Below are 11,780 nucleotides of genomic sequence, written 5' to 3'. Positions count from 1 at the left end.
CGATGATCGAAGCGAAGGACGTGGCAAAGGACTTCATCCTCCACAACCAAGGCGGCACGGTGCTGCGGGTGATGGAGGGCGCGTCGCTGGCGGTGGCGCCCGGTGAATGCGTGGCGCTGACCGGAGCATCCGGCGCCGGAAAATCGACGCTAATGCGGATGATCTGGGGGAATTACCGCACCGATCACGGGATGATCCGGGTCGGCGACACCGAGGTGTCGGGGGCCGAGCCGCGCCAGATCATCGCGCTGCGGCGCGGGACGCTGGGCTATGTCAGCCAGTTCCTGCGCGTCGTGCCGCGCGTGCCGACGCTGAGCGTGGTGGCGGAGCCGATTCTGGCGCTTGGTGTGGCGCAGCAAGAGGCCGAGGCAAGGGCGGGGGATCTGCTGCGCCGTCTCAACATTCCCGAGCGGCTCTGGACCCTGTCGCCGACGACGTTTTCGGGCGGGGAACAGCAGCGGGTCAATATCGCCCGCGGCTTCGTGCATCCCTATCCCGCCCTTCTGCTCGATGAGCCGACGGCCAGTCTGGATGCCGCCAATCGCGAGACCGTGCTGTCGCTGATCGAGGAGGCGAAGCGGCGCGGTGCGGCCATCCTGGGAATCTTCCACGACCAGGATGCCAGAAAGCGGGTCTGCGACCGGGTGGTGGATGTCACCTTGTTCACGCCCGGACGCGCGGCATGAGCCTGTCCCATATCGCCGTGGTCGGGCCGTCGGGCGCAGGCAAGGACACGCTGATGCGCCAGGCTGCGTCCGCGCTGCCGGATGTCACGCTAGTCCGCCGGGCGATCACCCGCCCGGCCGATCGCGGCAGCGAGGATTTCGAGCCGGTGACGGAGGCCGAGTTTCTGCGGCGGCGGGAGGCCGGCGAGCTGATCCTCGATTGGCAGGCGCATGGGTTGCGCTATGGCATTCCGCGGCCACATGGGGCGCAGGGGCACGCGATCCGGCTGGTCAACCTGTCGCGCGGGGTGCTGAGAGAGGCGGCTTCGGTCTTGCCGGATCTGTCGGTGATCCACGTTACCGCCGATCCGGAGACGCTGGCGGCGCGGCTGGTTGCGCGTGGACGCGAAGCACCTGACGAGATTGCCCTGCGCGTGGCGCGGGACGCCCGGCTTGACGCGGCGGGTCTGCGCGTCATCACCATCGACAATTCCGGCGCGCTCGCGCAGGCCTGTGCTGCCTTCAATGCCGCCGTCAGGGAGCTTTCCGAATGATCCTCGCCAATGCCAATATCGTCTTGCCCGACCGCGTCATCCGTGGCGCGCTCCGGATCGAGGGGGACCGCATCGCGGCAGTCACCGAGGGGGCCGAGATCCCGGATGGCGCCGTTGACTGCGCAGGCGATCTGCTGACGCCTGGTCTGATCGAGCTGCACACCGACAATCTGGAACGCCATATCCGGCCGCGCCCCGGCGTGGACTGGCCGCATGAGACGGCGATCCTGGCCCATGACGGGGAACTGGCCTCGGCCGGGATCACCACGGTGTTCGACGCGCTGCGCGTCGGATCGATCTACGGGGCGAGCGCGGGGTATGCGCCCTATGCGCTGGCGCTGGTGAACGAGATCAACGGGCTGAACGCGCGGCAGGCGACCCGGATCAGCCATTTCATCCACCTGCGGGCGGAGATCTGTTCCGAGACCCTGATCGAGGAGATGGAGGCCTTCGGCCCGGATCACCGGATCCGGCTGGTCAGCCTGATGGACCACACGCCCGGTCAGCGCCAGTTTCGTGACCTGAGCAAGCTGGAGGAATACGAGAAGGGCAAGCACGGGATGAGCGACGCGCAGTTCACCGCCCATGTCGCGAAGTTGCAGGAGCTGCGTGCGAGGCTCGGCGACGGGCATGAGCGCGCGGCGGTGCAGATCGCGCGCGGCCTCGGCGCGACGCTGGCCAGCCATGACGACACGACCTCCGACCAGGTCGGGGTCAGCGCGGCGCATGGTGTCAGGCTGGCGGAGTTTCCGACCACGGTGGAGGCGGCGCGCGCCAGCCACGCGGCGGGGATCAGGGTCATCATGGGCGCGCCGAACCTGATTCGCGGCGGCAGCCATTCCGGAAATGTCGCGGCGCAGGAACTGGCGCAGGACGGGCTGCTGGACATCTTGTCGTCGGACTACATCCCGTCCAGCCTTCTGATGGCGGCCTGCCGGCTGGGGCGGTTGTGGGAGGATCTGCCCCGTGCCTTCGCGACGGTCACCTCGACGCCGGCATCTGCCACCGGGCTGACGGATCGCGGGCGGCTGGTTCCCGGATTGCGCGCCGATGTGATCCGCATCGCCGATTCCGATGCGACGCCACGCCTGCGCGGGGTCTGGTGTCGCGGCCGGCAGGTGGGGTGAGCCGCGCCTGCCGTCGGTGCGGAAGGCCGATCCGGGCGGGCCTGTAGTCAGTCGCGGCCCGTCTTGGCATTCAGCAGATCGACCATGCGCGGCATCATCTCCTGCCCGTGCCCGTCGGCATCCAGCCGGTCGATGAGCGCGGCGACAGATGACGCGATGGCATGCTCGGCCCCCAGGGCCTCGGCCATGCGCTCGTAATACCCCAGATCCTTCTGGGCATTGGCGACGGAGAACCGCATCTGGTCAGTGCGTCCCTCGGTCAGATAGGGCGCGATCCGCTCAAGGGCCGCGCCATGCCCGCCGCCACGGCGCAGGCAGTCGATCAGCACCGCATCATCCATGCCCGACGCGCGGGCGCAGGCCGAGGCCTCGGCAATCAGCGCAGCACTGCCGAGCGAGACGAAGTTGTGCAGCAGCTTCAGGCGGTGCCCGGCCCCTGGCGGCCCGGCATGAAACCGGTTCTCGGAGAAGGTTTCGAGCAGGGGCATGATCCGGTCCACCGCCTCGGCCCTGCCACCGATGAGAAGGTTCAGCCGCCCCGCGGCCGCTTCGGCGGGGGTGCGGGTCATGGCGGCGTCCACCAGGTCGGCCCCGCGCGCCTCGACCTGGCGGGCAAGGTCTTCGGTCGATTCCGGGATTGCCGTGGAGCAATCGATCACGACGCTGCCCGGACGCAGCGCGCTCAGCACCTGTCCCGACCCGGTCAGCACGTCCTCCACCTGCGGCGTGCCGGTGACGCAGAGAATCAGCAGATCGCATTGCTCGGCAAGTGAGCGGGCGGTCTCATGGCCGACGGCCCCTGCGGCATCCAGATCCTCTGTCGGCTGGTTTCCCGGATGGGACAGGTAACGCAATCTCCACCCGCTGCGCAGGATATTGCGCGCGATGCCGTGGCCCATCATGCCAACCCCGATCAGCCCGACCTCGCTCGTGTCCATCATGCCCGTGCCCCCGTCTGCCGATCAGATCACGTTCCATGAAACCCGCCCGGCGCAGCCAGTGCAAGCGGATGGCGTCGGAACCTGTCCGGCGTTAGCATGAGCCGACGGGTGGCAATGGGACAGCGAGGGGTCATGCAGCTACGGGAAACGCTCTGGTTCGATCCGACCATGATGTTCGTGGGCGGACACTGGCAGAAGCCCGGCTGCGACGGGCTGATCCCGGTCGAGGACCCTTCGACCGGCGAGCAGGTCGGCGCAATCGGACGGGCGAGCGGGCAGGATGTCGATCTGGCCGTGCAGGCGGCCGAAACTGCGCGCGCCGGGGATTGGGGCCGGATGGCTGCGGCGGAACGCGGGCGGGTGCTGGCGCGGATGTCGCAGATCGTGCTGGCGCGCGCCGAGGATCTGGCCCTGATCGAATCCGGCGATGTCGGCAAGCCGATGAACCAGGCGCGCAACGATGCGGTGGCTCTGGCGCGATACCTGGAATTCTATGCCGGTGCGGCAGACAAGCTGCATGGCACGACGATTCCCTATCAGCCGGGCTTCACGGTCTACACGCTGCGCGAGCCGCATGGCGTGACCGGACATATCATACCCTGGAACTACCCGATGCAGATCCTGGGCCGTTCGGTCGGTGCGGCACTGGCGATGGGGAATGCCTGTGTGCTGAAACCGGCGGAGGATGCCTCGCTGTCTTCGCTGGCCTTCGCCGCCATCGCGGAAGAGGCCGGGCTGCCCGCCGGCGCGCTGAATGTGGTCACGGGTTACGGGGCCGAGGTGGGCGCGGCACTGTCCGTGCATCCGGGTGTGCACCATCTGTCGTTCACCGGCTCGGTCGCCACAGGCCGCCGTATCCAGGCGGCTGCGGCGGGCAACGTCGTGCCCGTGACGCTGGAACTGGGCGGCAAGTCGCCGCATATCGTCTTCGACGATGTCGATCTGGAGCCGGCCCTGCCGGTCCTGGTCGGTGCCTGCATGCAGGCGGCGGGGCAGACCTGCTCGGCGGCGTCGCGGGTTCTGGTTCAGCGCGGCATCTACAGCGACGTGCGCGACCGCATGGCCGATATCTATGCGCGGCTCGAGGTCGGTCCGGCTGCCGAGAATTGCGACCTGGGACCGCTCGTGTCGGCAAAGCAAAAGCGGATCGTCGCGGAATATATCGAGCTGGGCAGGCGCGAGCTTGCCGTGGCGGCAGAGGGGCGGATCCGCGACGACGCGCCGGCGGGCGGACATTACGTCGCCCCGATCCTGTTTGCCGATGTGCCCCCCGATCACCGGCTGGCGCAGGAGGAGATCTTTGGCCCGGTCCAGGTGCTGATCCCCTTTGACGATGAAGAGGACGCGATCCGCATTGCCAACGGAACCGAATACGGCCTTGTCGCCGGGGTCTGGACGCGGGATGGCGGGCGGCAGATGCGGATGGCCCGCCGGCTGGATGCGGGTCAGGTCTTCATCAATAATTACGGCGCCGGTGGCGGTGTCGAACTGCCATTTGGCGGGGTCGGACGCTCCGGCCACGGGCGCGAGAAGGGGTTCGAGGCTCTTTACGGTTTCTCGCGCCTCAAAACGGTCACCGCGCTGCACGGCTAGACGCTCCTGCACGGGCGCAATCTCTGACCAGGGGACGGAATCGGTCGTCGGGGCATTTCTGACCACAACCGGTTTTCCGAGATTACTGCGAACGGCAGCGTCTATTCGCGGAGCAATTTATCGGGATCTCAGTTCACCAAACCCGGCGCCGTCGCATCGTCGGACCCCTTCTGAACCCGGAGCAGGTCGGCCGCGTTCTGATGGCAACCGGCGCGATCCGCGCCCTTAGTCAGGAACGAAACATGCCCAGCATCCTTGGTCTATCCGGCAGCCTACGCGAAGCCTCCTACAATTCCGGCCTGCTCCGCGCGGCGGCGGATGCCGCCCCCGATGGCACGACGATCCAGATCGGCAGCATCCGCGACGTGCCGCTCTATGATGGCGATCTGGAAAAGGCCGAGGGGCTGCCTGCGGCCGTCAGACGGTTGCAGGACCAGCTCGATTCGGCCGATGCGCTGCTTCTGGTTACGCCGGAATACAACAAGAGCATTCCGGGTGTGTTCAAGAACGCGATCGACTGGATGTCGCGCGGGGACGGGCTGAAGATCTTCACCGGCAAGCAGGTCGCGCTGATGGGCGCGTCGATCAGCGGGTTCGGCACGGTGCTGTCGCAGAATGCCTGGCTGCCGGTGCTGCGCGGGTTGAAGATGCAGGTCTGGGCCGGCGGGCAGTTGACCGTCTCGCGCGCGGCGGAAAAATTCAGCGATGACGGGAGTCTGACCGACGACGACACGCGCGAGCAGCTTCGCAAATTCGTCGCCGACTTTTCCGACAGCCTGTAGGGGGCGAAGCTTACGCAGGCGGAGGATCGACGCGCGTCATCCAGGCTGAGACGGCGTCGATATCGGCCTGCGCCAACTCATGTCCGGCCTCGATCAGCCGCGCATCGAGCGCGGCGCCCGCCGCATTCAGCGCCTCCTCAAGCGGGGGTGCCATGCGGGCGAAGGGATCGCGCGTCCCGGTCAGCATCAGCACCTGCGTGCCGGCCAGATCCGGCTGCGGCGGCGTGTCGAGGGCTTGCACCGCGCGCAGCAGCACGGCCCTGCGGATCACGCCCGGCTGCAACTGCATGATCGCGGCCATCAGATTCGCGCCGTTGGAATAGCCCAGGAAGCTGATCCGGTCAGCCGAAAGACCGTAGGCGCGGGATGCCTCATCGACGAAAGCGGCAAAGGCCTCGGCCTCGGCGGCAATGTCCTCCTGATCGTAGGTCACGGCGTCGTAGCGGCGAAACCAGCGATTGATGCCTTCCTCCGTCGAGCGTCCGCGAACACCCAGCAGTGTTGCGCCCGGCCGAGCCTTCGCAGCCAGCGGCATCAGGTCGGCCTCGTTGCCGCCCGTGCCGTGCAACAGGAAGATCACGCTGCCATCGGGATCATCGGGCGTGTGGATCCGGTGAATGAAGCTCAGCTCGCGCATAGGTATCCTTTCCTCGCCCGGCCGGGCGAATTGCGGCAACATCAGTCTCAGATCCTCGGCCCGGCCCTGATCGCCGGGCGGGATCATCAGCGTGGTGCCAAGACTGTCCAGCGGCTCATCCACCGTCATGCCGGGGCCGTCCGTGGCATATTCGTAAAGCGTGCCCGCCGGTTCGCGGACATAGAGGGACAGGAAATATTTCCGGTCGTGGACCTTCGTGATCCCATCGGCGTCGCGCAGCGAGACGCGCATCCGGCGCAGCGCATCCTCGTCGGCGGCGCGGAAAGCGACGTGATCGATGATCGAGGCGCCGGGAATACCGGGAAAATAGCCGCGTGCATCGCGGATATCGACACTGTCGCGATCCGAGGTCATCCGCTGCGTATTGCCCTCTGACCGGCCCGGCCGATAGCCGAAGCGCGCGGTGAACCCGGCCGTCGCGTCCGGCTGGTCGGTGAGCACCGTCACACCGCGGATCCGCCCCGGCGCGATCGGATCGGACAGCGGCGCCACTGCCGCCATGTCGGCGCCGACCAGCTTGATGATGATGCCGTCCGGATCCTTCAGCCGCAGCAGCGTCTCGCCGAACTCGCGCAGCGGACCTTCAACGGGGATCCGCGCCTCCATCGCGCGCTGCAGCCAGTCCGAGATCGCGACGGGGGGGATGGCGAGTGCGATTTCCGTGACCTGGCCCAGCCCGGTCCGCCCGGCCGCGCCGGCCTCCCACACAAGGAAGGTGACCAGGCTGCCCGGACTTCCGGCGGCGTCGCCATAGATCAGGTGCAATTGCTCGGCATCCTCGTACCCGCCGGTCTGCTTGACGAGGCGGAGACCGAGGAAGCCGGCATAGAAATCCACGTTCCGCTGCACGTTGCGGGTGATCGCGGTGACGTGGTGGATGCCGCTTGTCATCTGGTGAAATCTCTCCCCTGATCCGCGCTGTTCCGGGTGATCGCGTGTGCTGTCCACCGAGGCAACCCGCAGGCACGGCGATGGTTTCAGCATCGCTCGCCAGAGCCGCCCGATCCATGCGACATCAGCGCCGGTTTCGACGTCTCGGGCGCTGTGGTGTCGTGGAGCTGGGAGGCTTCGGGTTGTCGGGTCCGGGCGGCACCGCGTGTCCCCGTGCAGCAGGCCGGGCTTGAGGGCGGCCCCGGTTGTCACGCACGGCCCGTGCCGGATTGGTCATTATTGACAGTAACCGTTATCACACGTCACGATCGGATCGGGGGATTGCGAGATGACCAAGCAGGTGGATCACACGCCGCCGGGCACCGACCCGGACCGCCCGGTCGATCGCATCGTGCATCGGCTGGTCGGCTATAAGCTGAAGATCAGTTACCTTACCGTCCGCCACGCGGCGCAGCAGGCGTTGGAGCCGCTCGGGCTGAGGATCGTGTCAATGACGGCGCTGTCGCTGATCGTGGACAATCCCGGCATCGCCCCGTCGCGGATTGCGGACGACTTGCAGATGGAGCGGTCTAATATCGTCGGGATCATCGATGAGTTGGAGGCGCAGAAGCTGATCAGCCGGAGCAGGTCGCGGCAGGATCTCCGCCGCTTTGCGCTGACCGCGACGGTGCGGGGGCGCAGACTGCGCGACCGGGCCGTTGCAGAAGTGGAAAAGGCGGAGGACATCGCATTGCACGCGCTGAGCAGCGACGAGAAATCCGTTCTGCTGGAGCTTTTGAGCCGGATCCAGAAGACACCAGGCTGAGGCGGTGCGGCCTGGCCTTTTCGACTTGAATGGCGGCGAAACCTGACGCCATCATCGGATCCGCCGGACCCTGTTGCGATTGCCGGCTGGGAACCGCGCCCGACCGCGTCGCGCGCGGCCCGTCCATTCAGCCTGCGGTTTCCGGGAGCGTCGCGGCCATGTCCTGATCCTCGCCTCCCTTGCCGGTGCCGGTCAGCTTTTGCATCAGGCGCATGAACTCCGCCCGTTCCTCGCGCGTGAGCGGCGCTAGCATATCGGTCTGCGCCGCGCGCACCGCCGGCTGAATGGTCTGAAGCACCGACTTACCACGCTCGGTGAGCGTCAGCAGCCGCGCGCGGCGGTCCTCTTCGCTGACATGTCGGGCCAGATAGCCGCGGCTTTCCAACCTGCCGACGACGCCGCCGATGGTGACCCGGTCATAAGCGACAAGGGCGGCCAACGTGGCCTGATCGATGCCCGGCCGCTGTGCGAGCGTGGCCAGCGACCCGTATTGCACCGGCGTCAGGTCGAACCCGGCGGCTTTCGCGCGCGTGACAAAGGCGCTGACCGCCATTTGCTGAAGCCGGCGGATCAGGTAGCCGGGCAGGTCGTGCAGTTTATCCATGACGTCACAATTCCCGTTAATATCAGAAAACACAACAAATCTATTGATACGTATACATGCGATATGCATACATATCAATATTGCGATTCGGGAGGGCGCTGTGAACACGGAAAACGCGATGCAGCCAGAGGATACGCCGGAGCTGCGGCGGCTCTATCAGGGGTTCAGCGAGCACCATCTCAACCCGCTCTGGACACAGATCGGCGATCTGATGCCGGTGCATCCGCGGCCCAAGGCCGTGGCCCATGTCTGGAAATGGTCCGAACTCTATCCGCTGGCGCAAGCCTCCGGTGATCTCGTGCCCGTCGGTCGCGGGGGGGAGCGTCGCGCCATCGGGCTGGCCAATCCCGGTCTCGGCGGGGCGGCCTATATCTCGCCGACGCTCTGGTGTGCGATCCAGTATCTCGGCCCGCGCGAGACCGCGCCGGAGCATCGTCACGCCCAGAACGCGTTTCGTTTCGTCGTCGAGGGCGAGGGTGTTTGGACGGTGGTCAACGGCGATCCGGTGCGGATGAGCCGGGGCGATCTGTTGCTGACGCCCGGCTGGTGTTTCCACGGCCACCACAATGACAGCGACCGGCCGATGGCCTGGATCGACGGTCTGGATATTCCGTTCAGCTACCAGAATGATGTCGGCTTCTTCGAGTTCGGCGCGGACCGGGTCACCGATGACGCGACGCCGCGCTATTCGCGGGGCGAACGGCTGTGGTGCCATCCGGGCCTGCGCCCGCTGTCGCAGCTTCAGGACAGCGTGGCGAGCCCCATCGGCGCCTATCGCTGGGAGTTCACCGATGCCGCCCTGACCCAGCAGCTTCTGCTTGAGGATGAAGGCCAGCCCGCCACGGTCGAGCAGGGTCATGCGGCGGTCAGATATGTCAATCCGACCAATGGCGGCGACGTGATGCCCACGATCCGCGCCGAATTTCACCGGCTGCGTGCGGGAACGGAGACACCGGCGCGACGCGAGGTCGGCTCCTGCGTGTTCCAGGTGTTCGACGGGCAGGGAGCGGTGCGCCTCGACGGTGCGCGCAAGACGCTGGAAAAGGGAGACATCTTCGTCGTCCCGTCCTGGGTGTCCTGGTCGCTGGAGGCCGAAACCCAGTTCGACCTGTTCCGCTTCTCTGACGCGCCGATCATCGAGCGGCTGAATTTCCAGCGCAGCATGGTGGATGGCCGGGAATGAGCGATCTGTCGCTGGCCCGCGCGGAGCTGCGCGCACGGCAGGGAAAAGGCGCGCGCTACGACGCGCCCCACGCACCGGCCGAGGCGCTGCATTTGGCGCGGCGCGGCGTGGCGTATCTGGCGCGCATCGTGAACGGGCTGGATGACCTTGGGCTGAACGTGACTTCGCCCCGGACCGGCTGGTCGCGGCGCCGCGTCATTGCCGGCACCGCGTTGCAGGCCCGCCGGATCGCGCAGGCCATCGAGGATGCCACCGGGCGGCAGGGCGATCGGGCGCCGACCGATCTGGCTGCGCTCGATCTGGCCGAAACGCTGCCGCCCCGCGCGCTGCGTCACCTGACATATCACAGCGCCATTCATCTGGACGTGGTGTGGCGGGATCTGTCGGATGCGGAATGGGATCTGCCAGTCGCGCTGCCCGACATGGCAGCCCGCATCAGGGAAACAGCCGAGGCGCGGGCACGGCAGCTCTGGCAGGCGGCGCTCGATCTGGATGCGGGCGGGCGTCTGCGCGACGTTCCCGATGCCATCCGTGCCGATCTCGCGCAGGCGCGACAAAGCGTCTCCGCTTCACCCGCGCGCGGCCTATACTCGCAGCCGTGACAAGACCATCGAAGAAGGACCGACCGACATGACCCACACCGTGTTTCCCGCCCCCGACTGGCCGAGCGTGACGATCAAGGGCGAGGGCGCGACATTCCCGGTGCGCCGCGTGTTCTGCGTCGGTCGCAACTATGCCGACCACGCCAAGGAGATGGGGGTCGAGGTCGATCGCGAGGCGCCGTTCTATTTCACGAAATCCCCGCTGACCATCCTGCCGAGCGGTGAGGAATTTCCCTATCCACCCGGAACGGAAAATTTCCACTATGAGATGGAATTCGTCATCGCCATCGGCGCACCGGCCTTCCGCATCGGCACGAAAGACGCGTTGCGCGCGGTCTATGGCTATGCCAGCGGGCTCGACATGACCCGCCGCGACCTGCAGCTTGCCGCGCGTGCCAAGCAGCGTCCCTGGGATCTCGGCAAGGATGTGGAGGGAAGCTCGGTCATCTCGCCCATCACCAGGGCGGCGGCGTTCGGGCAGGTGGCGGATCAGCGCATCAGCCTGAGCGTCGATGGCGAGATGAAGCAGGACGCCAAGCTCTCCGATCTGGTCTGGTCGGTGGAGGAGCTGGTGTCGGATCTGTCCAAGTTCTACCATCTTGCGCCGGGCGATCTCATCTATACCGGGACGCCTGCCGGGGTGGGTGCGGTGGAACCGGGCGCGAAGATTCGTGGCACGATCGACAGGCTGGAGCCGGTCGAGCTGACCGTGGGGGCGCCGGAATGATGCGGTTCTTCGGTTATTTCCGGTCTTCTTCCGCCTATCGCTGCCGGATCGCGTTCAACCTCAAGGGCGTGGCGACAGAGTTTGTGCCGGTGAACCTGCGCGACGGTGCGCAGAAACAGCACGACTTCCGCGACCTCAATCCGCAAGGGCTGGTGCCGGCGCTGGATACAGGTGAGGCGGTGCTGACCCAGTCGCTTGCCATCATCGAGTGGCTCGAAGAGACTCGACCTGACCCGGCCCTCTTGCCAGGCGATCCGCTGGCGCGCGCCCATGTCCGTGCCTTTGCCCAGGTCATCGCCTGCGAGATCCATCCGCTGCAGAACCTGCGGGTGCTGAACTTCATCAAGTCGCAGCACGGTCAGGATCAGGACGGTGCCGATGCCTGGTGTCGCCACTGGATCGGCGAGGGGCTGGCCGCCTGCGAGGCGATTGCCGCGTCGCAGACACATGGCGGGGCCTTCACCTTTGGCGATACACCGGGGCTGGCCGATATCTGCCTGGTCCCGCAGATTTTCTCGGCCGACCGGTTCGGTCTGGACACCGCGCCCTTCGGGCGGCTGCGCGAGATCCGCGCGGCCTGCGAAGCGCTGCCGGAATTTGCCCAAGCACACCCGGCCAGGCAGCCGGACGCCGTCTGAGACGCATCGA

The 11,780-nt window shown here is 66.8% G+C and carries 13 protein-coding genes; 10 read left to right on the top strand and 3 right to left on the bottom strand.

The genetic code is table 11. The annotated features are described in order from the left end of the window. Nucleotides 1-2: 2 nt before the first annotated feature. The 3 genes from phnL to BLT73_RS02145 are packed head-to-tail and all read left to right on the top strand — an operon-like array spanning nucleotide 3 to nucleotide 2,346. Nucleotides 3-686: a phosphonate C-P lyase system protein PhnL gene (gene phnL, locus BLT73_RS02155; RefSeq protein ID WP_090520425.1), complete on the top strand. Its 684-nt coding sequence runs from the start codon at nucleotides 3-5 to the stop codon at nucleotides 684-686. Continuing rightward, entirely contained in the window at nucleotides 683-1,219 is a 537-nt protein-coding gene (locus tag BLT73_RS02150) for an AAA family ATPase (RefSeq protein ID WP_090520423.1), read from the top strand. The genes phnL and BLT73_RS02150 overlap by 4 nt, the downstream gene beginning before the upstream one ends. Then, nucleotides 1,216-2,346, top strand: coding sequence for an alpha-D-ribose 1-methylphosphonate 5-triphosphate diphosphatase (locus BLT73_RS02145; protein ID WP_090520422.1), 1,131 nt, complete (start codon nucleotides 1,216-1,218; stop codon nucleotides 2,344-2,346). Before BLT73_RS02150 ends, BLT73_RS02145 begins: the two co-directional genes overlap by 4 nt. 47 nt (nucleotides 2,347-2,393) lie before the next feature. Here BLT73_RS02145 and BLT73_RS02140 read toward each other — a convergent pair whose 3' ends face one another. Then, nucleotides 2,394-3,287, bottom strand: a complete 894-nt coding sequence (locus BLT73_RS02140) for an NAD(P)-dependent oxidoreductase (protein WP_245726930.1) — start codon at nucleotides 3,285-3,287, stop codon at nucleotides 2,394-2,396. Between the two features lie 132 nt (nucleotides 3,288-3,419). Here BLT73_RS02140 and BLT73_RS02135 point away from each other — a divergent pair, with 132 nt between their 5' ends. Both BLT73_RS02135 and BLT73_RS02130 read left to right on the top strand, forming a co-directional pair. Then, nucleotides 3,420-4,880, top strand: a complete 1,461-nt coding sequence (locus BLT73_RS02135; RefSeq protein WP_090520421.1) for an aldehyde dehydrogenase family protein — start codon at nucleotides 3,420-3,422, stop codon at nucleotides 4,878-4,880. Between the two features lie 242 nt (nucleotides 4,881-5,122). Further along, complete coding sequence (locus tag BLT73_RS02130) at nucleotides 5,123-5,662, top strand: NADPH-dependent FMN reductase (protein WP_090520419.1); 540 nt, start codon at nucleotides 5,123-5,125, stop codon at nucleotides 5,660-5,662. A gap of 10 nt (nucleotides 5,663-5,672) precedes the next feature. On the opposite strand, the gene BLT73_RS02125 is transcribed toward BLT73_RS02130, so the two are convergent. Further along, a complete protein-coding gene (locus BLT73_RS02125; RefSeq protein WP_090520418.1) occupies nucleotides 5,673-7,211 on the bottom strand; it encodes a VOC family protein in 1,539 nt (512 codons plus the stop codon). Between the two features lie 328 nt (nucleotides 7,212-7,539). Between BLT73_RS02125 and BLT73_RS02120 the strand changes: the two genes are divergently transcribed. Then, the gene (locus BLT73_RS02120; RefSeq protein WP_090520416.1) at nucleotides 7,540-8,016 is read left to right on the top strand and encodes a MarR family winged helix-turn-helix transcriptional regulator; all 477 of its coding nucleotides are present in this window, start codon (nucleotides 7,540-7,542) and stop codon (nucleotides 8,014-8,016) included. Nucleotides 8,017-8,143: 127 nt separating this feature from the next. Here BLT73_RS02120 and BLT73_RS02115 read toward each other — a convergent pair whose 3' ends face one another. Next, complete coding sequence (locus BLT73_RS02115) at nucleotides 8,144-8,689, bottom strand: MarR family winged helix-turn-helix transcriptional regulator (protein ID WP_245726928.1); 546 nt, start codon at nucleotides 8,687-8,689, stop codon at nucleotides 8,144-8,146. A 31-nt stretch (nucleotides 8,690-8,720) separates the two neighbouring features. On the opposite strand from BLT73_RS02115, the gene BLT73_RS02110 reads away from it, so the two are divergent. From BLT73_RS02110 to maiA, 4 genes are read left to right on the top strand one after another with little or no spacing between them, the layout of a single operon-like run. After that, entirely contained in the window at nucleotides 8,721-9,803 is a 1,083-nt protein-coding gene (locus tag BLT73_RS02110; RefSeq protein WP_245726915.1) for a cupin domain-containing protein, read from the top strand. Further along, entirely contained in the window at nucleotides 9,800-10,405 is a 606-nt protein-coding gene (locus BLT73_RS02105; RefSeq protein WP_090520413.1) for a maleylpyruvate isomerase N-terminal domain-containing protein, read from the top strand. Before BLT73_RS02110 ends, BLT73_RS02105 begins: the two co-directional genes overlap by 4 nt. Nucleotides 10,406-10,433: 28 nt before the next feature. Next, nucleotides 10,434-11,132, top strand: coding sequence for a fumarylacetoacetate hydrolase family protein (locus tag BLT73_RS02100; protein WP_090520411.1), 699 nt, complete (start codon nucleotides 10,434-10,436; stop codon nucleotides 11,130-11,132). Beyond that, nucleotides 11,129-11,770 carry a maleylacetoacetate isomerase gene (gene maiA / locus BLT73_RS02095; RefSeq protein WP_218132493.1) on the top strand — a complete coding sequence of 214 codons (642 nt, stop codon included), beginning with the start codon at nucleotides 11,129-11,131 and terminating at the stop codon, nucleotides 11,768-11,770. The genes BLT73_RS02100 and maiA overlap by 4 nt, the downstream gene beginning before the upstream one ends. Nucleotides 11,771-11,780: the final 10 nt, after the last annotated feature.

This window comes from Paracoccus isoporae (genome assembly GCF_900101865.1).
Classification (GTDB): Bacteria; Pseudomonadota; Alphaproteobacteria; order Rhodobacterales; family Rhodobacteraceae; genus Paracoccus; species Paracoccus isoporae.
Note: the sequence above shows the minus strand (reverse complement) of the source record. Positions and strands in the feature narration are given on the sequence as shown.